At 64.6% G+C, this 23,861-nt stretch carries 24 protein-coding genes; 14 read left to right on the top strand and 10 right to left on the bottom strand.

Translation table 11 applies throughout. From position 1 onward, the window contains the following. Positions 1 to 103 precede the first annotated feature (103 nt). The 6 genes from MFM001_RS17920 to MFM001_RS17895 all read left to right on the top strand — a co-directional run bounded on the left by MFM001_RS17920 (position 104) and on the right by MFM001_RS17895 (position 5,714). Positions 104 to 577, top strand: a complete 474-nt coding sequence (locus MFM001_RS17920) for a hypothetical protein (RefSeq protein WP_116376610.1) — start codon at positions 104 to 106, stop codon at positions 575 to 577. Between the two features lie 2 nt (positions 578 to 579). Further along, positions 580 to 1,326: a gluconate 2-dehydrogenase subunit 3 family protein gene (locus MFM001_RS17915; RefSeq protein ID WP_116376609.1), complete on the top strand. Its 747-nt coding sequence runs from the start codon at positions 580 to 582 to the stop codon at positions 1,324 to 1,326. Beyond that, entirely contained in the window at positions 1,319 to 3,001 is a 1,683-nt protein-coding gene (locus tag MFM001_RS17910; RefSeq protein ID WP_116376608.1) for a GMC family oxidoreductase, read from the top strand. The genes MFM001_RS17915 and MFM001_RS17910 overlap by 8 nt, the downstream gene beginning before the upstream one ends. Before the next feature lie 10 nt (positions 3,002 to 3,011). Further along, the gene (locus MFM001_RS17905; protein WP_116376654.1) at positions 3,012 to 3,833 is read left to right on the top strand and encodes an enoyl-CoA hydratase/isomerase family protein; all 822 of its coding nucleotides are present in this window, start codon (positions 3,012 to 3,014) and stop codon (positions 3,831 to 3,833) included. A 107-nt stretch (positions 3,834 to 3,940) separates the two neighbouring features. Then, entirely contained in the window at positions 3,941 to 4,477 is a 537-nt protein-coding gene (locus MFM001_RS17900; protein ID WP_238159273.1) for a DUF3000 domain-containing protein, read from the top strand. A 1-nt stretch (position 4,478) separates the two neighbouring features. After that, positions 4,479 to 5,714: a ribonuclease D gene (locus MFM001_RS17895; protein ID WP_116376606.1), complete on the top strand. Its 1,236-nt coding sequence runs from the start codon at positions 4,479 to 4,481 to the stop codon at positions 5,712 to 5,714. Between the two features lie 13 nt (positions 5,715 to 5,727). Here MFM001_RS17895 and dxs read toward each other — a convergent pair whose 3' ends face one another. Further along, positions 5,728 to 7,641, bottom strand: a complete 1,914-nt coding sequence (gene dxs / locus MFM001_RS17890) for a 1-deoxy-D-xylulose-5-phosphate synthase (RefSeq protein ID WP_116376605.1) — start codon at positions 7,639 to 7,641, stop codon at positions 5,728 to 5,730. A 226-nt stretch (positions 7,642 to 7,867) separates the two neighbouring features. Here dxs and MFM001_RS17885 point away from each other — a divergent pair, with 226 nt between their 5' ends. From MFM001_RS17885 to MFM001_RS17870, 4 genes are all read left to right on the top strand, one after another. Further along, positions 7,868 to 9,157: an SLC13 family permease gene (locus tag MFM001_RS17885; protein WP_116376604.1), complete on the top strand. Its 1,290-nt coding sequence runs from the start codon at positions 7,868 to 7,870 to the stop codon at positions 9,155 to 9,157. A 49-nt stretch (positions 9,158 to 9,206) separates the two neighbouring features. After that, entirely contained in the window at positions 9,207 to 9,650 is a 444-nt protein-coding gene (locus MFM001_RS17880; RefSeq protein ID WP_116376603.1) for a CBS domain-containing protein, read from the top strand. Positions 9,651 to 9,845: 195 nt separating this feature from the next. Then, a complete protein-coding gene (locus tag MFM001_RS17875) occupies positions 9,846 to 11,141 on the top strand; it encodes an ArsB/NhaD family transporter (protein WP_116376602.1) in 1,296 nt (431 codons plus the stop codon). Position 11,142: 1 nt separating this feature from the next. Further along, a complete protein-coding gene (locus MFM001_RS17870) occupies positions 11,143 to 11,586 on the top strand; it encodes a hypothetical protein (protein ID WP_116376601.1) in 444 nt (147 codons plus the stop codon). Positions 11,587 to 11,715: 129 nt separating this feature from the next. Here MFM001_RS17870 and MFM001_RS17865 read toward each other — a convergent pair whose 3' ends face one another. Beyond that, a complete protein-coding gene (locus MFM001_RS17865; RefSeq protein WP_116376600.1) occupies positions 11,716 to 12,198 on the bottom strand; it encodes a MarR family winged helix-turn-helix transcriptional regulator in 483 nt (160 codons plus the stop codon). Between the two features lie 234 nt (positions 12,199 to 12,432). Between MFM001_RS17865 and MFM001_RS17860 the strand changes: the two genes are divergently transcribed. Continuing rightward, the gene (locus MFM001_RS17860) at positions 12,433 to 13,254 is read left to right on the top strand and encodes a class I SAM-dependent methyltransferase (protein WP_116376599.1); all 822 of its coding nucleotides are present in this window, start codon (positions 12,433 to 12,435) and stop codon (positions 13,252 to 13,254) included. Positions 13,255 to 13,362: 108 nt separating this feature from the next. Further along, on the top strand, positions 13,363 to 14,763 hold the full coding sequence (locus MFM001_RS17855) for a NarK/NasA family nitrate transporter (protein ID WP_116376598.1): 1,401 nt from the start codon (positions 13,363 to 13,365) through the stop codon (positions 14,761 to 14,763). An 11-nt stretch (positions 14,764 to 14,774) separates the two neighbouring features. Here MFM001_RS17855 and MFM001_RS17850 read toward each other — a convergent pair whose 3' ends face one another. Further along, positions 14,775 to 16,193, bottom strand: coding sequence for a chloride channel protein (locus tag MFM001_RS17850; protein WP_238159260.1), 1,419 nt, complete (start codon positions 16,191 to 16,193; stop codon positions 14,775 to 14,777). Between the two features lie 234 nt (positions 16,194 to 16,427). Here MFM001_RS17850 and MFM001_RS17845 point away from each other — a divergent pair, with 234 nt between their 5' ends. Continuing rightward, positions 16,428 to 16,931, top strand: a complete 504-nt coding sequence (locus MFM001_RS17845) for a DUF421 domain-containing protein (protein WP_116376652.1) — start codon at positions 16,428 to 16,430, stop codon at positions 16,929 to 16,931. A 146-nt stretch (positions 16,932 to 17,077) separates the two neighbouring features. After that, on the top strand, positions 17,078 to 18,274 hold the full coding sequence (locus MFM001_RS17840) for a tellurite resistance/C4-dicarboxylate transporter family protein (RefSeq protein ID WP_238159259.1): 1,197 nt from the start codon (positions 17,078 to 17,080) through the stop codon (positions 18,272 to 18,274). 67 nt (positions 18,275 to 18,341) lie between these two features. Here MFM001_RS17840 and MFM001_RS17835 read toward each other — a convergent pair whose 3' ends face one another. From MFM001_RS17835 to MFM001_RS17805, 7 genes are all read right to left on the bottom strand, one after another. Beyond that, on the bottom strand, positions 18,342 to 18,707 hold the full coding sequence (locus MFM001_RS17835) for an STAS/SEC14 domain-containing protein (RefSeq protein WP_116376596.1): 366 nt from the start codon (positions 18,705 to 18,707) through the stop codon (positions 18,342 to 18,344). A gap of 30 nt (positions 18,708 to 18,737) precedes the next feature. Further along, positions 18,738 to 19,067 carry a hypothetical protein gene (locus MFM001_RS17830; RefSeq protein ID WP_238159258.1) on the bottom strand — a complete coding sequence of 110 codons (330 nt, stop codon included), beginning with the start codon at positions 19,065 to 19,067 and terminating at the stop codon, positions 18,738 to 18,740. Between the two features lie 368 nt (positions 19,068 to 19,435). Continuing rightward, on the bottom strand, positions 19,436 to 19,720 hold the full coding sequence (locus MFM001_RS17825; protein WP_116376595.1) for a WXG100 family type VII secretion target: 285 nt from the start codon (positions 19,718 to 19,720) through the stop codon (positions 19,436 to 19,438). 11 nt (positions 19,721 to 19,731) lie between these two features. Further along, a complete protein-coding gene (locus MFM001_RS17820; RefSeq protein WP_116376594.1) occupies positions 19,732 to 20,028 on the bottom strand; it encodes a WXG100 family type VII secretion target in 297 nt (98 codons plus the stop codon). 65 nt (positions 20,029 to 20,093) lie between these two features. Then, complete coding sequence (locus MFM001_RS17815; RefSeq protein WP_116376593.1) at positions 20,094 to 21,506, bottom strand: PPE family protein; 1,413 nt, start codon at positions 21,504 to 21,506, stop codon at positions 20,094 to 20,096. A gap of 11 nt (positions 21,507 to 21,517) precedes the next feature. Continuing rightward, positions 21,518 to 21,817: a PE family protein gene (locus MFM001_RS17810; protein ID WP_116376592.1), complete on the bottom strand. Its 300-nt coding sequence runs from the start codon at positions 21,815 to 21,817 to the stop codon at positions 21,518 to 21,520. 176 nt (positions 21,818 to 21,993) lie between these two features. After that, on the bottom strand, positions 21,994 to 23,241 hold the full coding sequence (locus MFM001_RS17805) for a PPE family protein (RefSeq protein WP_116376650.1): 1,248 nt from the start codon (positions 23,239 to 23,241) through the stop codon (positions 21,994 to 21,996). Between the last annotated feature and the right edge of the window lie 620 nt (positions 23,242 to 23,861).

Here is a 23,861-nt window from a genome sequence, read left to right as displayed (position 1 = left end):
GTTTCGGGGAATGTGCAGTGCGACGCCACAGAAAGGGACGTGGCGATCGCAAGCGCGGCGAAAGCCGGGCGCAGCGGATCGCCCACAGAAAAGGAGAGGCCCGATGTTGCTCATGGACAAGTCTGGTGGAGGTGTGGTCGAGGAGGCCGAGTACTTCGTCGACCGGGCGCTGCGCAATATCGCCCACGGCCGTTTCGAGCGGTCGCTGTCGGGATTGACCGCGTTCGCGGCGGTGGTCACGACGGCGGAGATCTACTTCGAGCATTACAAGGCCAGCTTCGGCAACAAGTGGATGTGGAGCCCCATCGTGGTGACCCCGCCGGTGGTGGTGGCCGGCGTGGCCGGGGTGTTCTCGAAGCGATGGGCCAAGCGGTGGCTGCCGGTCACCGCGGGCGTCTACGCGGTGAACGGCCTGATGGGCCAGTACTTCCATGCTCGTGGCGTAGCCCGCAGGCCGGGCGGCTGGCGGCTGGCCAACTACAACGTGCCGATGGGACCGCCGATCGCTGCGCCGGGGCTGATGAGCATCGTCGGAGCCATGGGCCTGCTGGCCGCGATCCTGCGCCGCGAGAAGTAAGCATGGCGGACAGACCCGATATCGCCAGCGGTAAACACCTGCCGAACCTGCGGCCGGACGGCAAGCCGCTGCACCCGTCGTGGCTGCCGCGCCAGCGCCGCGGCAAGACCCCGCAGATGATCGGCCGCTACCCCGACTACGACGTGCTGTCCGCCGTCGAGAGCTGGGACGATGCCACCAAGAAGGTGGTGCTGGCCCGGTTGGAGGAGCCCGGGCCGCTGCGGTTCTTCGACGCCGAGCAGGAGCCGACGTTGCGGGCGTTCTGCGACACCGTGCTGGCTCAGGACGGCGAGCCGCGGATCCCGGTGGCCGAATTCGTCGACGCCAAGCTCGCCGACGGCAAGCTGGACGGCTTTCAGTACGACGACATGCCCGACGACCGCGACACCTGGCGGCTGGTGTTGTCCGGTCTCGATGAAGCGGCCCGGGATGCCGGCGCGGACTCGTTCGCGGTTGCCGACGCCAAGACACGTGAATCGATCGTGCAACGGTTCGCCGATGCCCAGCTCTACGGCGGCAGCTGGGAGAAACTCAACGTCTCCCGCGCCTGGTCGGTGGTGATGCGCGGCGCCCTGTCCGCCTTCTACAGCCATCCGTGGTCGTGGAACGAGATCGGCTTCGGCGGACCGGCTTATCCCCGGGGATTCATGCGGCTGGGCGGGGTCGGCATCCGCGAGCCGTTCGAAACGCCGGGGGCCACGCATGAGGACCCGGTCGAGACCGTCGAAAAGGAAGACATCGATGGGTGACTTCTGGCGCGGCTTGCTCAAGGGCGCCGTCGGGCCGCGCGACAACGATTCGCGATTCCTGCTCGACGTGCATTCGCGCGACCTGCCCGGTGAGCGCACCATGCGCCGGTATGCCGACGACGAAGAAGTCGACATGGTGATCGTCGGCGCCGGCGCGGGCGGTTCGGTGCTGGCACAGCGGCTGGCCCGAGCCGGCTGGCGGATCGTGATCCTGGAGGCCGGCCCGTTCTGGCATCCCGACGAGGACTGGGTGTCCGACGAGGCCGGGTCGCATCAGCTGTACTGGACGCAGAAGCGGATCATCGGCGGCTCGGACCCAATCGAGTTGGGCAAGAACAACTCCGGCCGCGGCGTGGGCGGGTCGATGGTGCACTACGCCGGCTACACGCCGCGGTTCCACCCCAGCGATTTCGAAACGTTCACCCGCGACCGGGTCGGCGCCGACTGGCCGATCAGTTACGCCGACCTCAAGCCACACTACGAGCGTCTGGAGCTGGAATTGCCGGTCGCCGGCCAGGATTGGCCGTGGGGCGACCCGCACCGCTACCCGCACTCGCCGCACCCCGTCGCGGCCGCGGCGCTGAAGCTGTGGGAAGGCGCGCTCAAGCTCGGCATCGAGATGCGGGTGGGCCCCGTCGGGATCGTCAACGGCACGTTCGGCAACCGGCCGCACTGCATCTACCGCGGCTACTGCCTGCAGGGCTGCAAGGTCAACGCCAAGGCCAGCCCATTCGTCACGCATCTGCCCGACGCACTGGCCCACGGCGTCGAGGTTCGGGCCAACTGCATGGCCGCGCGGGTCGAGCTCGACGAGGCCGGAAATGCCAGCGGCGTCACGTATTTCACTGAGGCCCAAGAGCGATTCCAGCGGGCCAAAGTGGTTGTGGTGGCGGGCTATTCGATCGAAACACCGCGGCTGCTGCTGAACTCAACCAGCCCTAGATTCCCAAACGGGTTGTGCAACAACAGCGACCAGGTCGGCCGCTACGTGATGGTCCAGGGCGCGTCGCAGACAGCTGGCCGCTGGCCAGAAGAGTTGCGGATGTACAAGGCGCCGCCGCCGGAGGTGTCGTCGGAGCAGTTCTACGAGACCGACCCGGATCGCGGCTTCGCCCGCGGCTTTTCCATCCAGACCGTCTCCCCGCTGCCGATCGGGTGGGCCGAACATGTGCTGGCCGACGGGCATTGGGGCGCGGCGCTGCGCGAATACATGCGCGACTACAACCACTGGGCCACCATCGGGGTGCTCAACGAGCTGCTGCCGCATCCGGAGAACCGGGTGACGCTGGCCGAGGAGACCGACCCGTACGGACTTCCCGTCGCGCACTTCGCGTACTCGCTGTCGGACAACGACAAGGCGAACATGGAGTACTCGACCAAGGTGATCACCAACATCCTGCACGCGGCCGACGCCCAGGATGTGTTGACGATCCAGCGGTTCGCGCACCTGATCGGCGGCGCACGCATGGGCAGCGACCCCGAGACCAGCGTCGTCAACTCCGACCAGCGGACGTGGGCGGTGCCCAACCTGTTCCTGGCCGACGGTTCGGTGTGCCCCACCCAGGGCAGCGCCAACCCGGCGCTGACCATCATGGCGCTGGCATCGCGGCTGGCCGAACGGATCGTCTGCGGGGACATCAAGGCCGATGCACGCCGGCAGACGGCGCCTGCGTAACCTCGTCGATATGCCAGTACAGCAACCGCCGGTCAACTACGACGAGTTCCCAAGTCTGCGAATCGAATCGGGCTCCAACGGCGTGCTCGAGGTGGTTCTCGACGCGCCCGGGCTGAATTCCGTTGGGCCCCAGATGCACCGGGACCTCGCCGACATCTGGCCGGCCATCGACCGCGACCCCGACGTGCGGGTGGTGCTGGTCCGCGGCGAGGGCAAGGCGTTCTCCTCCGGCGGCAGCTTCGACCTGATCGCCGAAACGATGGGCGAGTTCCCCGACCGGATGCGCATCATGCGCGAGGCCCGCGACCTGGTGCTCAACATGGTCAACTTCGACAAGCCGGTGGTCTCGGCGATTCGCGGCGCCGCCGTCGGCGCCGGGCTGGTAGTGGCGCTGCTCGCCGACGTGTCGGTGGCCAGTCGCACCGCGAAGATCATCGACGGGCACACCAAGCTCGGGGTGGCCGCCGGCGACCACGCCGCGATCTGCTGGCCGCTGCTCGTCGGGATGGCCAAGGCCAAGTACTACCTCCTCACTTGCGAGTCGCTGTCCGGCGAGGAAGCCGAGCGGATCGGCCTGGTCTCGACCTGCGTCGACGACGACGACGTGCTGGCCACCGCGACCCGCATTGCGAACGACCTGGCCCAGGGCGCGCAAACCGCGATCCGGTTCACCAAGCACGCCCTCAATCACTGGTACCGGATGTTCGCGCCCGCGTTCGAAACCTCGCTTGGCCTGGAGTTTCTGGCGTTCAGCGGGCCCGATGTGCAAGAGGGGCTGGCGGCGCACCGGGAGAAGCGTCCCGCACGGTTCTCGGGGGATACCCGCCAGTAGCCCAGACTGGGAGCGGCGCGCCTGTTCCCCCTCGTCGGGGGTTAGGTCTACCGTCAAATGTCGTGACCTCAGCCGAACCGGTCCCCTTCCGCGAGGCAGTGGCGGCGATGAACGCCGCGACCGTGCGGTCCGAAATCGAGCTGGGCCCCATCCGGCCCCCGCAGCGCCTCGCGCCGTACAGCTATGCGCTGGGTGCGGAGGTGAAGCACCCCGACGCCGCGATCGTTCCGGAGCGCTCAGACGGGGATGCGTTCGGTCGGCTGATCCTGCTGTATGACCCCGACGGCGCCGACGCCTGGGACGGCACCATGCGGCTGGTCGCCTACATCCAGGCCGACCTGGACTCCAGCGAAGCCGTCGACCCGCTGCTGCCCGAGGTGGCATGGAGCTGGTTGGTTGACGCGCTGGATGCGCGCGCCGAACATGTCACCGCGCTCGGCGGTACCGTCACCGCCACCACCTCGGTGCGCTACGGCGACATCTCCGGGCCGCCGCGTGCCCATCAGCTGGAACTGCGGGCGTCGTGGACCGCGACCACGCTCGACATCGGCACTCACGTCGAGGCGTTTTGCGAGGTGCTCGAGCATGCCGCGGGGTTGCCGCCGGTGGGGGTGACCGACCTCGGCTCGCGATCCCGCGCCTGACATGCCCGACGCGGCGCCCGATCAAACCGAGAGCACGGAACCCGAAGCCACGCCGCTGCTTCATCCCGCCGACGGAGTGCCCGACCTGTCGGTGACCGCCACCGAGATCAAGGCGGCCGCCGAACGGCTGGCCGGCGGCCGCGGACCGTTCGCGGTGGACGCCGAGCGCGCGTCGGGCTTCCGTTACTCCAACCGCGCCTACCTGATTCAGATCCGGCGGGCCGGCGCCGGCACCGTGCTGATCGATCCGGTCAGCCACGGCGGCGACTCGCTGGCCGTGCTGCGGCCCGTCGCCGAGGTGCTCGCCGACGACGAATGGATCCTGCACGCCGCCGACCAGGATCTGCCGTGCTTGGCCGAAGTCGGCATGCGGCCACCCACGCTGTACGACACCGAATTGGCCGGCCGGCTGGCCGGATTCGACCGAGTCAACCTGGCGGCGATGGTGCAGCGGCTGCTGGGCCTGGGGTTGGTCAAGGGGCACGGCGCGGCCGACTGGTCCAAGCGTCCGCTGCCGGCGGCCTGGCTCAACTACGCGGCGCTGGACGTCGAAGTCCTGATCGACCTGCGCGACGCGATCGCCGCCGTGCTGGCTGAGCAAGGCAAAACAGCTTGGGCCGCAGAGGAATTCGAGCACTTGCGGAATTACGTCGCCCAACCCACCCGGCGTGACCGGTGGCGTCGCACGTCGGGCATCCACAAGGTGCGTGACCGGCGGGGATTGGCCGCGGTCCGCGAATTGTGGACGGCGCGTGACCGTATCGCCCAGCGCCGCGATATTGCGCCCGGCCGCATCCTGCCCGATTCGGCGATCATCGACGCCGCTTTGGCCGACCCGAAGACCGTAGACGACCTGATGGCCCTGCCGATATTCGGCGGGCGCAAGCAGCGCCGCGGCGCGGCGACCTGGTTGGCGGCGCTGCAGGCCGCCCGGGAGAACACTGGTTCGCTCGACGACGACGACCAGCCCAACGGTCCGCCGCCGCCAGCGCGCTGGACGAAGCGCAAACCCGAAGCCGCGGCGCGGCTGGAGGCGGCTCGCACGGCGCTCGGGGAGTTGGCGCAGCGGGTGTCGGTGCCGATGGAGAACTTGATCTCCCCCGACCTGGTGCGACGGCTGTGCTGGGACTGGGAAGGCGGTGGCGGGCAAGCGGTCGACGAGTTTCTGCGCGCCAGCCAGGCCCGCGCGTGGCAGCGGGAGCTGGTGGTTCCGGTCCTGGTCGCGGCGCTGGCTTAGTGGCGCGAGCAGCCTAGTCGAGGTGCTCGCGGATCTCGGCTTCGGCCACCGAACTGCCTAGGGCCGCAACCCATCCGGTGATCTGACGAGCCACGTCCTGCTCGGTCAGCCCGACCTCGGCGAGCACCTCGCCGCGCGACGCGTGGTCGAAGAACTGTTGCGGCAGACCGACATCGCGGCATGGCACGTCGATCTCGTTGCGACGCAACGCCGCCGATACCGCGGAGCCCACACCTCCGGCTACGCCGTTGTCCTCCAGCGTGACGACGAGCTTGTGCGTCGTCGCCAAGTCGAACACCGTATCCGAGACCGGCAGCACCCAGCGCGGGTCGATCACCGTCACGCCGATGCCCTGGTTGCGCAGCCGCTCGGCCACTGCCAGCGCCATCGACGCGAACGCGCCGACCGTCACCAGCAGCACGTCGTGGTTCAGCCTGTCGGCGGGCAGCGCAAGCACGTCCACGCCGGAGCGGCGCTGGAGCGCCGGAATGTCTTGGCCCACATCACCTTTCGGGAAGCGGATGGCCGTCGGGCCGTCGTTGACGTCGAGCGCCTCGCCGAGTTCCTCGCGCAGCCGGGTGGCATCGCGGGGGGCCGCCACCCGAATGCCGGGCACGATGCCCAGCATCGACAGGTCCCACATGCCGTTGTGGCTGGCGCCGTCGGGCCCGGTGACCCCCGCCCGGTCGAGCACCATGGTGACCGGCAGCTTGTGCAGCGCCACATCCATCATGATCTGGTCGAATGCGCGGTTGAGGAACGTCGAGTAGATCGCCACGACTGGGTGCAGCCCGCCCATGGCCAGCCCGGCCGCCGACGTCATCGCGTGCTGCTCGGCGATGCCGACGTCGAACAACCGGTCCGGGAACCGCTGCCCGAACGCCGTGAGCCCGGTGGGGCCTGACATGGCCGCGGTGATCGCGACGACGTCGCGGCGCTTGGCACCGTACTCGATCAGCGCCTCGGAGAACGTCGCCGTCCAACCGGGGCCGGGCACTGAGGTGGCCAGGCCGGTCGCCGGGTCGATCACCCCGCAGGAGTGCATCTGCTCGGCCTCGTCGTTCTCGGCCGGGCCGTAGCCGTTGCCCTTGCGGGTGGCGACGTGCACCAGCACCGGTCCGCCGAACCCGCGGGCACTGCGCAGCGCGGTCTCGACGGCGTGCTCGTCGTGGCCATCGACCGGCCCGACGTACTTCAGCCCGAGGTCGGTGAACAGCAGCTGCGGGCTCAACGCATCCTTGACGCCGGCTTTGACGCTGTGCATGAAGTGGTAGACCAGCTCGCCGATCACCGGCATGCCGCGCACCGCGGTGCGGCCGCGCTCCAGCAGGTGCTCGTAGCTGGGCTGCAGCCGCAGCATGGCCAGGTGGTTCGCGAAGCCGCCGAACGTCGGGGCGTAGCTGCGGCCGTTGTCGTTGACGACGATGATCACCGGGCGCCGCGCCGCGGCGATGTTGTTCAATGCTTCCCAGCACATGCCGCCGGTGAGCGCGCCGTCGCCGACCACCGCGACCACGTGCCGGTTGCGGTGCCCGGTCAGCTCGAATGCCTTGGCCAGCCCGTCGGCGTAGGACAGCGCCGCGCTGGCGTGGCTGGACTCAACCCAGTCGTGCTCGCTCTCGGCGCGCGACGGATAGCCCGACAGCCCGCCCTTCTTGCGCAGCGTCTCGAAATCGGCGCAGCGGCCGGTCAGCATCTTGTGCACGTAGGCCTGATGCCCCGTGTCGAAGATGATCGGGTCGTGCGGGGAGTCGAACACTCGGTGCAGCGCCAGCGTCAGCTCCACGACGCCCAAGTTGGGCCCCAGATGCCCCCCGGTGGCGGCGACCTTGTGGATCAGAAACTCGCGGATTTCGCGAGCTAGACCGCGCAGTTCCGCTTGCGAAAGGTGCTGCAGATCGGCGGGCCCGCGGATCTGTTCAAGCATCCCGCCAGTGTACGCAGGCTGGGCACGAATGGCCCGGCATGCTGAGCATCGCTCCCGCGGCTGATATAGGTTGAGCTGCGGTGAGCCGGGAAGCCTGGTCGGCATCGTTGTCCAGCGACCCGGGAGTACACCATGGTCTCGACATCCAGTGCCGCAGCAACGCTCACTGGGCGCGGCCCGAAACGTTGATCGGGAGCCGCTTGAGCGACGAGCGACGGGCCGGCAGATGAGCGTTATCGCCATCACGGTGTTCGTGATCGCCTATGCGCTGATCACTTACGACCGCATCGACAAAACGCTGATAGCGCTCGCGGGTGCGGCGATTGTGTGCATCCTGCCGGTTATCCGGTCCGACGACATCTTCTACTCTCCCGAAACCGGAATCGACTGGGATGTCATCTTTCTGCTGCTGGGCATGATGATCATCGTCAGCGTGCTGCGACAGACCGGCGTCTTCGAATACGTCGCCATCTGGGCTGCCAAGCGCGCGAAGGGCTCGCCGCTGCGCATCATGATCCTCCTAGTTTTGGTTACCGCGTTCGGTTCGGCGCTCCTGGACAACGTCACGACGGTGTTGTTGATCGCGCCGGTCACTCTGCTCGTGTGCGATCGCCTCGAGATCAACGCGGCGCCGTTTTTGATGGCCGAGGCCTTTGCGTCCAACATCGGCGGCGCGGCGACGTTGGTCGGTGACCCGCCGAACATCATCATCGCCAGCCGCGGCGGCCTGACGTTCAACGACTTCCTGGTTCACCTGACACCGGTGGTGATCATCATCATCGGAGTCCTGGCCCTAATGCTGCCGCGCCTGTTTCCCGGCGCCTTCGCGGTCGACCCTGCGCGGGTCGCGGACGTGATGGCTCTGGAGGAACGCGAAGCCATCCGGGACCCGGGCCTGCTGATCAAGTGTGGTGTTGTCTTGGTGGCGGTGTTCGCTGCGTTTGTCGCACACTCGCTGCTGCACATGGACCCGTCGGTGGTCGCACTGCTCGGCGCCGGGATCCTGATCGTGATATCGGGTGTCGAGCGGTCCGATTATCTGTCCAGCGTCGAATGGGACACGTTGCTGTTCTTTGCCGGCCTGTTCATCATGGTCGGTGCGCTGGTCAAAACCGGTGTCATCAACCAGTTGGCACGGTTGGCCACCACGGCAACGGGCGGCAACGCATTGTTGACGACGATGCTGATCCTGGCCGTGTCCTTGGTGTTCAGCGGAATCGTCAACAACGTTCCGTACGCCGCGACGATGACACCGATCGTCGCCGAGCTGCTCCCGTCGGTAAGTGATCATGCCTATCCGAATGTGCTGTGGTGGGCACTTGCCCTCGGCACCGACTTCGGTGGCAATCTGACCGCCGTGGGCGCTAGCGCCAACGTCGTGATCCTCGGAATCGCCCGGCGCGCAGACAATCCCATCTCCTTTTGGGAATTCACCCGCAAAGGCGTCGTGGTAACGACCATGTCCTTGGCGCTCTCGGCGATCTACCTCTGGGTGCGTTACTTCCTGTTGAGCTGAAAACCAGCGCACGCCCTTACCCCGGCCGGAATCGACGTATCGTCGCAGTATGCGCGCAGAGGACATCGCCGAGGAATTCCCGGTCATAGCCATCGATTCCAGTGCACTGGACGCGGCCCGAATGCTTGCCGAACATCGGTTGCCCGGGATCGTGGTCACAGACTCGTCGGGTAAGCCATACGCGGTGCTGCCGGCTTCGCAGGTCGTCCGGTTCATCGTGCCCCGCTACGTCCAAGACGATCCCTCGCTGGCCGGTGTGATCGACGAATCAATGGCGGACCGCGCAGCCGACAAGCTGGGTGGCAAGGCGGTGCGCGACGTGCTTCCCGACCACTTGCTCAACGTGCCCTCCGCCGACGCGGACGACACCATCATCGAAGTGGCCGCGATGATGGCGCGCTCGCGAAGTCCGCTTATCGCTGTGGTCAAGGACGGCGCGCTACACGGAGTGATCACCGCATCGCGCCTGCTGGCGGCGGCGTTGAAACCTTGACGCATCCGGTACCCGGGGCTGATAGCGTGACAATTCGGTGTGCCGGGAAGCCTGGTCGGCGACATTGTCGTACGACCGGGGAAGGGTTATGGGCTACACCGTTGGCAGAACCGCGCTCGGCCCGGTGCTGGGGCAATCGCCGGTCATCTCCGACGCTGTCCCGGTAAGGCGCGGCGGCGAACCACACTGCCGCCCATGAGCATCGTCGCGGTAGCAGTTTTCGTCGTCGCCTACGCATTGATCGCCAGCGATCGCCTCAACAAGACACTGGTGGCCCTGGCGGGCGCGGCAGTCGTTTCGGTACTGCCGGTGATCCGCTCCGACGACGTCTTCTACTCGCATGCCACCGGAATCGACTGGGACGTCATCTTTTTGCTGCTGGGCATGATGATCGTCGTCAGCGTGCTCCGGCACACCGGTGTCTTCGAATACGTCGCGATCTGGGCGGCCAAACGCGCCAACGGTTCTCCGTTACGGATCATGATCCTGCTCGTCGTGGTGATGGCGGTCGGATCAGCATTGCTGGACAACGTGACCACAGTGTTGTTGATCGCCCCGGTCACGCTGCTGGTGTGCGACCGCCTCGCAATCAACGCCGCGCCATTTCTGATGGCCGAGGTGTTCGCCTCCAACATCGGTGGTGCCGCAACGCTAGTCGGTGACCCGCCCAACATCATCATCGCCAGCCGCGCAGGGTTGACGTTCAACGACTTCCTTGTGCACATGGCCCCGATCGTCGTCATCGTGTTGATCGTCTTTGTCGCACTGCTACCGCTGTTGTTCCGAGGCTCTTTCACTGTTGATGCCGAGCGGGTGGCCGACGTCATGTCACTAGACGAACGCGAGGCCATTCGCGACCGCGGGTTGCTGGTCAAGTGCGGCGTTGTCCTGGCGCTCGTGTTCGCCGCTTTCATCGCTCATCCAGTGCTTCACATCGAACCATCCGTCGTCGCGCTGCTGGGCGCCGGCATCCTGATCGTGATCTCCGGGCTGCAGCGATCGGATTACCTGTCCAACGTCGAATGGGACACGCTGCTGTTCTTCGCCGGCCTGTTCGTCATGGTCGGCGCGTTGGTGAAAACCGGTGTCATCGACGAGCTGGCGCATGCAGCGACCGAGCTGACCGGGGGCGACGAATCATTGACCACCATGCTGGTCCTCGGCATCTCAGCACCTGTATCGGGCATCATCGACAACATCCCCTACGTCGCCACGATGACACCGATCGTCACTGAACTGGTCGCGGCCATGCCCGGCGGGGTCGATCCGGACACACTGTGGTGGGCGCTGGCACTCGGTGCGGACTTCGGCGGCAACCTGACTGCCGTCGGGGCTAGCGCCAATGTCGTCATGCTCGGAATCGCCCGGCGCGCAGGCTATCCCATCTCCTTTTGGGAATTCACCCGCAAGGGCGCACTGGTCACCGCGGTATCCATCGCACTCGCGGCCGGCTATCTGTGGCTGCGATACTTCATGCTCGGAGGTACTTGAAATGTCGACCGCGCTCACGATCATCTTGATCGCATTCTGTGTTCAGGGGCTTGTGAAGTTCGCGATCGGATTCCTGGTGCCCTACCCCACCCGAATCAAACGGATCGCGGCATATTACCGGCGCGGTGGTCGCATTATCAGCATCTATGACAGCGTCACACTGATCATCATCGTGACGCTGGTGGTCCTTTTATTCCTGACTGAAATGCGGGAACTCAGCTTCATCACCGGGCTGATTGTCGGGATGTTGCTAATCCAAATCTTCTTTCACCGCTTCAGCAAGCCATTGGCCCAGAGCGTTGCCCCCGAATCCGACGTTGCGCCAAGGAAACTCATGTCCTTTGCCATCCAAGCCAACCCTGAGCTGGCCTGGCGAGAGATCGTCGTTATGACGGCTATCTTCGCTTGGGCTCTCTACGTTCTCATTGGGCGGCTCGTGACGTAGCGGCGGCGGCGCGGAGGGACTCGGGCTGATATCGGCGACGACAAGTGGCGCCGTTACAGACAAGCGGTCGAGCCATCCACTGCATCACCAATGCGCGCAAGCCGAGAAGCGATAATCAAGTGGATTGGCCTACGCCTCGACATCGAGGTATGCGGCCGGCTCTCCCCCGGCGGCGGTAAACGCGGTCAAGGCACGGACCAGCCCGTGTCGTTCGGACTGTGGCATTTTCTCGACGATGCGGGCGATTTCGGCGCGCCGGTGCGACGTGACCTGCCCGACGACTTTTCGTCCGCGTGCCGTCAGGGCCGCCAGCAATTCACGCCGTGAGGTCGGATGCGGTTTGCGGTCGATCAGACCGGCGCTGACGAGTCGGTCGACCATCCGCCCAGCGGCCGACGGTTTCACGCCGAGCAGACCAGCCAGCGTGGCCAGGTTGATCGGCCCGCGGTTGGACAAGATCACCAGGGTCCGGAACTGCGGGATGGTGATGGACTCGTCGACCAAGGCGATCGAGTGAGCCGAGATCGCCACCAGCAACCGCGACGCGGTCAGCAATGCGTCGGTGATCGCATCCACTGACTCCTCGGATGCCGTCGCGCTTTTGGTGGCCATTGGTCCGCTTATCCAGTCCCCTTGGTGGGCCCGGTTTGCTTCGTTGTGGGATCTGACTCCGGGATGTTCACAGGCACGTCCAGCAGTTTAGCAGGCAACTACTATGGTAAAGACAAACTATTTCCTAGTATTACTATAGCTGTAGGTAACGATTGGCTCGGGTTGCGATGTTTCGCTGCCGTGCCACCGACGGGGGTGTTGGAGCAGCCACCCCTTGTTAGGCAGGAGATTTTGATGCGCATCGACACCCTTAGCGGCGAAGCGCCTGTGGCAACCACAAACCAGGCAGTGTGGGCGATCGGCGACTACGCGCTCATGGCCGAGCAGGTGATGTCCCCACTCGGACCGGTGCTGGTCGGCGCCACCGACATCGGTCCGGGTGACCGCGTGCTGGATGTCGCCGCCGGTTCCGGCAACATTTCGATACCCGCCGCCAAGACGGGCGCCACCGTCGTTTCCAGCGACCTGACACCGGAGCTGCTTCAGCGCTCCCGGCTACGGGCGGCGGAACAGGGTGTGGCGTTTGAATGGTGTGAAGCCAATGCCGAATGGCTGCCGTTCGCAGACGGTGAATTCGACGCGGTCCTCTCAGCGATCGGCGTGATGTTTGCCCCGCATCATCAGCAGGCAGCCAACGAGCTGGTGAGAGTCTGCCGATCCGGCGGCACGATTGGCCTGACCAGCTGGACACCAGAAGGATTCTTCGGCCAGATGCTGGCAGCCATTAGGCCGTACCGGCCGACGCTGCCGCCAGGTGTGCCGCCGGCGGCGCTGTGGGGGCGTGAGGACTATATCACCGGGCTGTTGGGTGACCGCGTCGTTGATATCTGCGCCAGGCGCGCCATGTTGAGGGTGGACCGCTTCGACAGCGCCGAGGCGGTGCATGAATATTTCAAGCACCAGTACGGCCCGACAATCAACGCTTACCGCCAGATCGGCACAAACACCGTGCTGGCAGCGACGCTCGACAAGCAACTTACCGAACTCGCGCAGCGGCACATGACTGACGGCGTGATGGACTGGGAATACCTGATTCTCACCGCTCGAAAGCGATGACCCAGGCTCTGCTGCAGCATGGCCATGACTCATGGGATGCCGATAAGCCCTTGTTTTACAAGGTAATGCGCGTCATTGTCCGCTTAGCATTCTACAGGGAAGGTGTAAATGACCCGCTCACATCGTATTTCGGAATGGAACCCCGAAGACACGGTCGCGTGGGAAGCGGGCAATAGTACGATCGCTCGTCGCAATCTGCTCTGGATGGTCGCCTGCGATCACCTCGCCTTCGGCATCTGGACACTCTGGCCGGTGATGGTGCTGTTCATGCCGCAAAGCGTGTATGGATTTTCCGCAGCCGACAAGTTCCTGCTCGGCGCCACCGCCACTTTGGTCGCGGCATGCCTGCGGATCCCATATTCGTTGGGTATCGCGCAGTTCGGTGGTCGTGACTGGACAGTGTTCTCAATCCTGATATTGCTGGTACCGACCAGTGCCACGATCGCGTTGTTAGCGCATCCCGGCCTACCGCTGTGGCCGTACCTCGTGTGCGCGGCGCTGACCGGCTGCGGCGGCGCCAACTACGCCGCGTCGATGACTAATACCAATTCCTTTTACCCACATCGGCTCAAGGGTTCGGCGTTGGGATTCAACGCTGGAGCCGGCAATCTTGGCGTCCCCGTGATCCAGTTGATCGGGCTGCTCGTGGTCGCCCTTGTCGGCCATCGCCAACCGTACTGGGTCTGTGGACTTTATCTCGTGTTGCTGACTGTTGCTGCAGTCGGGGCGGCGCGTTTCATGGACAACCTCGAGCATCCCACGGAGGTAAGCCATCTGCGCGAAATTCTTTCTGAGCGTGACACCTGGCTGCTCGCGCTGCTCTACCTCGGTACCTTCGGATCATGGATCGGGTTCTCGTTCGCCTTCGGCCTGGTACTGCAAGTTAACTTTGCTGCGGCCGGTCAAACTCATGCGCAGGCAGCGCTGCATTCCGCTGAGTTTGCCTTTATCGGGCCGGCTTTGGGTTCGCTGGCACGAATCTATGGCGGCAGAATCGCCGACCGTCTCGGCGGCAGCCGCGTCGCGCTGGTGGTCTTCGCCGCCATGGGGTTTACCACCGTACTGCTGGTCGGCGTCAGCACGCTCGACGCTCATAATCCCGGTTGCACTACAGCACTGACGATAATCGGCTATATCGGCGGCTTCATGGTCCTTTTCATGCTGTCTGGGTTCGGCAACGGCGCAGTGTACAAAATGATCCCGTCTGTTTTCGATGCGCGCAGCCATTTGCTGGCCGTCAGTGAAGCCGAACGCCGGCATTGGTCCGAAGCGACATCGGGCGCCGTCATCGGCTTTGTCGCGGCGTTCGGCGCGCTCGGCGGCGTGGCAATCAACCTGGCGCTGCGGCAGTCGTATCTCAGTACCGGCACAGAGACGCCTGCGTATTGGATTTTCTTGGCGTTCTATGCTTTTGCGGCCGTTTTGACCTGGTCTCGATACGTGCGCCAACCGGGCTCGACACGGTCCGAGCAACAGCGAGCGGCCATCGAGAAAGCTATGTCTCGATAGTAAGAAGTCGGCTAGCTTGGCCGTTCGCGCGCGGCTGCGCGTTCGGCCGCAGCCGTCTCGCGATCAAGACGCTGAGACCGGTAAATGCTTACGCCACTGCGGGACATCAGCAACGACGCGATGCCCACCGCGATTATCGCTCCGGGTATCGCCGCGAAGGATCCCGTCATTTCGGCCACCATGATCATGATGGCGAGCGGTGCATGGGCGACGCTGCCGAAGCATGCCATCATGCCCACCACGACGAAGATGCCGGGGTCGTCTGGCACGCCGGGAAGGTCGAAGACGTCGGCCAGCCGCCAGATCGCTGCCCCGACGAAGGCGCCGATCACGATGCCGGGGCCGAAGATCCCGCCCGATCCGCCGGTGCCGATCGATAGCGACGTGGCAACGATTTTGGCGATCGGCAGGACGATGACGATCCACAACGGAATCGTCATCAGGGTTTGCCGTGTGAGGGCTTCTTGAATCCACCCGTAGCCGCTGCTGAGGACCTGAGGTATCACGAGTCCGAGCAGCCCGACCAGCAGTCCGCCGATGGCGGGCTTGAGCACTCCGCCGGGGAGTCGATCGGTCAACGCCATCGTCCAATAGAAGACGCGGGCGTACAGGTAGCCGGTCGCGGCGGCGACTACACCGATTACCGCGAACCACAGCAGCGGCCAGGCGGCTTCGAAGCGGTATTCGGCGTCGACAAAGCCGAACAAAGGCTCGAAACCCATGATCGAACCCAGCACCGCATATGCCGTCGCAGACGCGATGAAACCGGGTACTAGCGAACGGTACTCAAGGTCTTCGCGATAGATGATCGCCGTGGCCAGCACGGCTCCGCCCAGCGGTGCGCCGAAAATAGCGCCGATGCCCGAGCCGATTCCCACGGCAACCGCGATCCTGGCGTCCTTGTCAGACAAATTCAGCTTCCGGGTCAGCAGCGATCCGAAACCTGCCGATATCTGGGCCGTAGGTCCCTCACGACCACCTGAACCGCCCGAGCCGATAGTTAGCGCGCTGGCCACCATCTTCACCAGCACGACCCGGCCGCGGATGCTGCCGGGGTAGGTGTGGACCGCCTCGATCGCCTCGTCTGTGCCGTGGCCTTCGGCTTCCGGGGCAAGCCAAGCGACGATGATCGCCGACAATAACGCACCGGCTGTCGTGACCAACGGAATGGCCCACGGTCGGTCCATGCCTGAGGAGGCATGGTTGCCGTCCTCCCCGACTGGGGTCGGAATGTGGTAGCCCGCCAGATAACCGAGGAGGAACTCGCCGGCGTATTTCAGTAGCAGGAAGAAGACCACCGCCCCGGCGCCAGCAATGACACCGATCGCGATGCCGAGAACGAGCCACTTGCGCACGTAGTCAGAACTGCGGATGAATGCGCTCAACCGCCCGCCGGTCTCGTCGGGATCAGTCTCTTTGGCCGCCGGCACCGCTCGGATGCTATCAGCGCAGACACCAGGTTCGTGACCAACCGCCAGGTAGCGCCGGGCGCAGCGAATACCCCGTTTACCCAACACGAACCCGGGCGATCCGCTACACCACCGCGTTAGCGGTGGCGCGGTCACAACAAGCGAGGAGATGACAATGGTTCAAGGCAAGGCGCGTTTCGCGGAAGCACCTACACGTGCCCAGGGCGACCCGGCCCGGCGGGATGGGTGGTTGTGATGCGAGAGGTGCTGCTGCAGTTATTCGATGGATGGCGCCCTGCCGGCTACGCAGCACTCAAGGCGCTTGCACTATTTGTCACCGCGGCAGGAGCTTTCCGGTTTACTCTGCGCCGCACCATCGCTGCGCTCACGCCGTTCGATTGGGTAACCGCCGTCGCGATCGGCGCCGTCATTGGCCGCACCGCTACCGCGGCGGATACGTCGTGGTTCACCGGGGCTGCGGCGCTGCTGACATTGGTCGCCGCGCACGACGTTGTGGCTCGTCTTCGCTTCATTCCGTGGATGCGCCGCGTGGTCGACAAACCGGTGCGGGTGCTGATCCGCGACGGGCAGTTGCAGGAGCCCAACATGAAACGATGTGGGATTACCCGCGTTGACCTCGACGCGATCCTGCGCGAGCACGGACATCAAACGCCCGAGAACGTCCGCTTGGCTTTGTTCGAATCCAAAGGGGCCGTTTCGATCGTGCCTAAATCCCAGGACTCGGGGAAATCGCTGTAACGAGGCGTGACATGCATGGGCGCCGTCCGGCCGCGGATGGTTCAATGCCGTGTTGATCGGGTATGCGAGCAGTTGGCGCGGGCGCTCTGGTCGTGCGGACACGGCAAAAGCACTGCGACCAAAGGTGAAATCGAGCAGCACCGGCGGTGAGCCAGCATGTCAATCGAGAACCCCGTCCCCGAATTCTGTGGTGCTCCGTCGTGATCCGAATGAGCGCTATCACGCTGTCGCCTGATGTCTTTTCTGTGGTGATGGCCACCGGCATCCTGTCGGTTGCCGCGCAGAATCACCACTACACCGCATTCAGCAATGCACTCAGTGTCCTTGCCGTCGTGGCATTGGTTGGGCTCGTAGTTCTGACCGCCATCGCGGCGGCCGCCAAGCGTCAGATCCTGCCATGGAGCTTGGCAGATGCTGAAATCACCTTGCCACTATTCACGTTCGTCGCTGCCTGCACGATTGTGGCCAACCGGTTGTCCACCTCCTACCCGGCAATACTGCCGGTACTGGGTGCGATTTCGGGGTTGGTTTGGCTGCTGCTCGGAGTGCTCAGCATCCGCAATCTCACTGGTAGCCGACTGGTGGCATTGCGCGACCAGGCCCACGGCGCGTGGCTGTTGTCAAGTGTCGCGACATCCGGGTTGGCGATCGTGGCCGCCAAGCTGGCGAGTACCACCGGGAATACCCAGTGGCTGATCGCTGCCGTTGCGGTCTGGGCATTGGCGTTGGCCCTCTACATCATGATGGTTGCACTGATGGCGTGGCGTGCGGTCGCAGAGCGACTCGACCGCGACGGCTTCGAGCCAGATGCCTGGATCCTGATGGGATCCATGGCGATTGCGGTCGTCGCCGGTCACTACGTTCACCAGCAAGCAGGCGGCCGGTTGGCTGAGGGCATGCATACCGCGACCATGGTGTGCTGGATCGTGGCGACGTTATGGATACCGCCGCTGATTTACTTCGGGCTCCACCGCATCGAACAGCGGCCCAAGCTCTTGCAGTTCACTGGAGCGTGGTGGACGCTCGTATTCCCACTCGGTATGTACTCGGCCGCCACCTACATGATGGCCACCAATATCCACCAGCGGGCACTGCAAACGGTTGCGCTGGTGGTCTTTTGGAATGCGTTACTGGCGTGGGTTAGCGTGGCCGTCGCCGGACTGCTGAGAATCCCGGGCGCCCTCCGCACCCTCAGCACGCGAGAACCGCGACACCTGTCATCCGCCAACGAGGAGCAACCCCAAGTAAGGGTCCACACGCTGACCGACGACAGCGGCAAGCCTATTCGTCGCACACTGTGGCGATCAGACCGAGGCGGCTCGCATAACCAACACTATTCGTGATCGCCGAGGCGCAAATGCCTTACCCGCCAATGAAGTAGGCTAGTCCGAGGCCCGTCGGATTGTGCATTTACACCCGCAGCCACTCCCAAGCCGGGATCAATTGATCTTTATCAAAGGTCTGCAAATCGCCGCGGATCAACACTGTCGCGGCCGTTTTCGCGCACCATTCCTCCCATTTCGGGGCGCCGACGATCGCGATCTTCTCAAAATTTCGCCGGTGCTTCACGTCGAAGACGGTGTTGGCCCAGGCGGCCCCCAAGCTCCAACCTTCAAAAGCCTCGTCCATCAGAAGCAACACCCGCAGCTTCCGAAATTGGCGGAGCAACAATCGGACACGCGGCGCGAGCACGTCGCGGTAGTCTGCCCGGCTCAGCTTTCCACTTCCCCGTATGCCGAGAACATTGCCGGAACTTTCGTTCATGACCTCGATCACGCCAACCAGCCACTCCAAAGGTCCTGCGGGCTAGGGTCCACCGGTGGGCCCTCTATCGACGTAGGCCGCGAGTAGTTCATCGGCGGCAGTACCCGTGTCGCCAGGCGCCTCGATTACGAGGATGCATGCCTCGTCTTCCTCCCGGATGGTGAAGTTCAGGAACGGGCAGCATTCCTTCTCGCGATCAACGAGCTCGCGTACTCGGGATGCCGCCGAAGGGTCGTAGGCGAGTTCGATCCGTGAGCCATCGCGACGGTGGTCACGTAGCACGGCCGCGTTGAGCTCGTTGATCCATGCCAACCTACTTTTGCGTTCGGTTGCTGCCAGCGTGCAGGCAACCGCAGTCGAGTCGATGTCCATCGCGATCTTGGCTCCTTAATCGCTTCCAGCCAATTGACATCCCTGCAGGCCAGGCCTCACGCTTCCAGAGTGCCCCTTCAAGTCGCTTGAAGTTCAAGAGCGTAAGTGAGAGCAGCATTCATGGACCTGAAGATTGGCGAACTGGCGCGTGCCACCGACCGCGTCCACTATTCACTACTACGAGGATTTGGGCCTCCTGCCGCCGTACCTGCCGCGGTGGTTCCGGTGCGGATTGTGTTGTGCTGCAAGAACTCGCTGAGCCGACACACTCGTAAGTCACAAGGCGCAACACTGGATCGCCCATATCGACCCCTCGTGGACCACGCAGAACAGCGAAGCCCAAACGATATGGTGTAAAACCCCTGCGGTTAGGCCCAGCTGGAGCCGACGGCGGAGTCGGTGGACGCCATGTTGGAGCCGGCGGTTTGCACCTTTTGGCCATGCGCGTTGGCTTGTTCGTAGATGACCTGAAAGTTGCGGCCCAACGCGGTGATGAACTCCTGGCAGGCCGTCGAGCCCGCGCCGCCCCAAAAGTCGCCGGCGGCAAGCACATCGCGGATGATGGCCTGGTGCTCGGCCTCCAGGGAGGCGGCTTGGGCGCGGATCAGTGCACCGTGCGCGTCGACATCGCCGAACTGGTAGTTGATCGTCATTTCTGGTTCTCCTAGCTGGACAGGATCTGCTGGGAGGCTTGTTCTTGGGCCTCGTAGTTGCCCGCGTCGCGGATCAGCCCGTCGCGCACACCGTGGAGCATGTTGACGATGTTGCGAAACGCGGTGTTCATCTGGCCCATGGTGTCGTAGGAGGTGGCCTGGGCGGTTCCGCTCCAGCCGGCTCCGGCGATGTTTTGGCTTGAGGCCCACATCTTGCGGGCTTCGTCTTCGACGGTCTGGGCGTGCACGTCAAAACGGCCCGCCATGTCCCGCATCGCGTGCGGATCGGTCATAAACCGGGTAGGCATTCTTGACTCTCCTTATCCTTGAGTTATCCGGTCCGAGCCAACCTCGGCGGCCCAACCAACCATGTTTAGCCCCACTTTGCTTTGAGCGCTGTGGTCTTGGGTTTGCCTGCTACGTGTACGGCATGAAGGCCGGGCTTCTTCGACAGTTGATCCAAGAGGTCGTCGAGGTGTTCTTTGTCGGTGTGCCAGTGCTGCACCGACTCTGGCTTTTGCGCGGCTTCGGCAAGAGCACGTTTGAATTTGTCCGGCGTCTGGCTATCGCAGTCCTTGTCTGAGACGGTGCGGCCTATCCGCGTGGTCGTTTTGCTGATGAAACGAGGAGCGGCACCGCCCAGGGCACCGCCAGCCAAACTCGCCAGGGCCAGCTGGCTACCGAGGGCTCCGGCGGCCTGTGCACTGACAGCCGGTGCGGCGGCAGCACTGGTGCCCTGCAACGCGGCGGCGGCCAACCTGACCGTCGGCGTGGCCGCAGCCCAGCTTGGCGGTACCGCCAAGGCCCCCACCAAGCCGGCACGGCCCACACCTGCTGATACTGGGGAGGCTGCGCCCAGGCCATTGGCGGCGGCGCTGAGTCCTGTCAGGGACTCCCCACAGCCGGCCCCCGACAGCAGCGCCGGCTCTAATGCGACCGCGGTGTCGTTGAGCGTTCGGGCGCCGATTGTCAGGCCCATGATGATGCTGATGATGGTGTTGGTAGCCGGCAACATACCTTTGCCTACCGCCTCGAAAAGCAATGCGCCCGTTGACAATGGCGACGACGAGCTCAACAGGCTCAGTAGCGTTGAAATGGGCGACGGTGGGTCAACTGCGGCGGGAGCGGCGGCCGGCGCCGCGAGGCTCGTCAAGGCCTGCGGGGTGGCCGTTATCGCCTGCGACAATGTCGATTGGGTGTTCGTGCCGGTCGCGGTGGCGGTGGCTTGTCCCACCGCTGCGGCCTGACGGGCGAACCCGCTCGGGTCGGTGGTTTTCGGCGGCGGGGTGAACGGTGTCACCCGACTGGCGGCCGCGGACTGACCGGCGTAGGCATACATCGCGGCGGCATCTTGGGCCCACATGTCGGCGTATTGGGCTTCGGTGGTCGCGATCGCCGCGGTGTTTTGCCCAAAGACGTTGGTCGAGACCAGCGACATCAACTGGCTGCGGTTCGCGGCGACCACTGGAGGGGGCACCGTCGCGGCAAATGCGGTCTCATAGGCGGCCACCGCCGCCCTGGCCTGCGTCGCCGCCCGCTCGGCCTGCGTTGCGGTGGTATTCATCCACGCCGCGTATGGTGCAACCGCGGCCGCCATCGCCGCCGCGGAGGGGCCCTGCCATGCTGCGGTCAGACCCGAGATCACCGAGGAGTAGGCCGCTGCGGTCGACCGCAATTGGGCGGCCAACCCGTCCCAGCCGGCCGCAGCAGCCATCATCGAGCCCGATCCGGGACCGGCGTACATGCGACCGGAGTTGATCTCCGGCGGCTGCAACCCGAAATCCATTGCAGCGCCCCTTAACCGGTCGCCACCGCATTGGCGACCTCGGTGGCCGCATAGGATCCGGCACTGGTGCCCAACGCGTTCACAAACATCTCATGAACCGCCGCGGCCTGAGCGCTGACGGCCTGATACATCTGGGCGTGCGCGGAAAATTGAGCCGCGGTCAGCGCCGAAACCTCATCTGCCGCAGCGGGAAGAATCCCTGTGGTAGGAGCCGCCGCAGCGGCGTTTTGTGCACTCATCGCCGAGCCGGCACCGGTCAAATCGCCGGCGGCCGCCACTAATAGCTCGGGCTGTGTGGTGACAAAAGACATTTCTCCTCCGTTTCCTTGGTGTGGATCTCAAACGTTGCCGTGCCTTGGCTGATGGATAGTGGGTCGACCACAGTACGGTTCGGGGCCAATCCGCGGTGGATCGAGACGGAGTCGCAACTGAGCTAAAAGCCCGCGACCACAGGGCTTTTCCGGATACCAGCCCCGTCGGTGCGCCATCATTCGGCTGCCTCCTGTATCACGAAGATGTTGGCCGTCGTCGCTGTTGCAGCCGCCCCACCCGCTGCGCCGGCTACGCTGACCGGACGCGCAGCACCGCCGCCGGTACCAACCAGCGCACCCCCGGCCAAACTCGACAGGGCCATATTGCTGAACACCGTCCCCTGACCCTCTGCGGCCAACGCGGCAGGTACAGCGGACAGACTCGACTGCGGCAGGGCTGCGGCAACCTCCTTGATCGCTGGAGCAGCCGCCGCCCAACCCTGGGGCACCGACAAGCCGCCGACCGCACCGGCGCGCCCCACGCCCGCCGAAACCGCGCTTCCAGGTGCGTTAATCACCCGCACCCCCGAACCCGGCTCGGACGCAATGAGCCCTAATTTGGTCTGATCTCGATGAAGCCGTTCGTTCGCCGACGTCAAATTCGCCGCGGCCTGGGGTAGCAGATAGCTCTGTATGCCCAGAAGGAAGCTGGTACCCGGAGTGCCATAAAGGGAGAGCGGCGATAGCGACCCGATGGTGAGGTTCTTCAGCACATCCAAAACCTGAGTTGGCGCTGGCGGTTCCGCCGCCGCCGCGGGCGCCGCCGCAGACACCGGTGTTGCCATGCTTTGCAGCGCGTGAGGCATCGCAGAGATCATTTGCGGCAAGCTGTGTGCATGCGTGCCGGCCGCCGTCGCACTGGCCTGAGCGACCGCTGCTGATTGAGCACCCACTCCGCCTGGGTTGGTGGTCTGCGGCGGCGGCGTGAAAGGCGTCACCTGCGACGCAGTTGCCGAACCGGCGGCATAGCCATACATCGCGGCCGCATCCTGGGCCCACATTTCCGCGTAATGGAACTCGGTGGCCGCGATCGCCGGCGTGTTCTGCCCGAATATGTTGGTCGCGATCAGCGACATCAGCAGGCTGCGATTGGCCGCAATCACCGGCGGCGGCACTGTGGCGGCGAACGCCGCCTCATAGGCGGCCACCGCTGCCCTGGCCTGGTTAGCAGTCTGCTCAGCCTGCGCCGCAGTAGCGCTCATCCATCCCACATACGGTGCGCCCGCCGCCGCCATGGCCGCCGACGACGGACCCTGCCAGCCAGCAGTCAACCCCGAGATCACCGAGGTGTAAGACGCTGCGGTGGAATGCAACTCGACCGCCAACCCATCCCAGGCTGCCGCCGCAGCCAACAACGGCCCCGGCCCGGCACCGACATACATCCGACCAGAGTTGATCTCCGGCGGTAACGCCCCGTAATCCAACACCACACCCCCTCGTCAGGACAGCATGTGATCTTGTCAACTTCGGCCTTCGCGACCTACCCGTCCCCGCTGTTATCGAAACATGAATATTGTTGGGTTTCAAGATGTTTGGGTGCCGCTTTGGTCATACACAAGCGCTGGCAAGCGCATTTGATCGACGTCGTCACCAGCGGTGCGACGGAACCCTAACTCGTTGGGCGGCAACTGAAGTCGCCTTTCCAAGTCTTTGGTATCTAATGCGGCTTTGGGTTCGGCCTGCGGACGAAAACCGTGTGCTGTCGAGCGAGTATCAGTTACGGCTTTGGCGCTCCGGGCTTTTCAGGGTCAGCTTGCTGTTTGTCACCTCCGCCTCTTGGGACAGCCTGAACGGTCAAGGGCGGCCCGCCTCCGCGAGAGACTGATCTACCACAGGGGATTTCACTTACATGCCAGCGCATGACTGGTCAGCAGCGGCTAACGGATATCCGACTGCTTCAGTGACCGCAGCCGGTATGCACGGGCGCTAGATTGTTTTGCGTCAGGAGCCTCGGCTGCGCCATTGCCGGTGTCGTCGGCGTTGCAGATACGCCTCAATGCCAGGGCAGCGCGTGCGCGCCATGATCGTCATGTTTTCCGGCAGG

The sequence above is a fragment of the Mycobacterium sp. MFM001 genome (assembly GCF_003402475.1).
Lineage (GTDB): Bacteria > Actinomycetota > Actinomycetes > Mycobacteriales > Mycobacteriaceae > Mycobacterium.
Note: the sequence above shows the minus strand (reverse complement) of the source record. Positions and strands in the feature narration are given on the sequence as shown.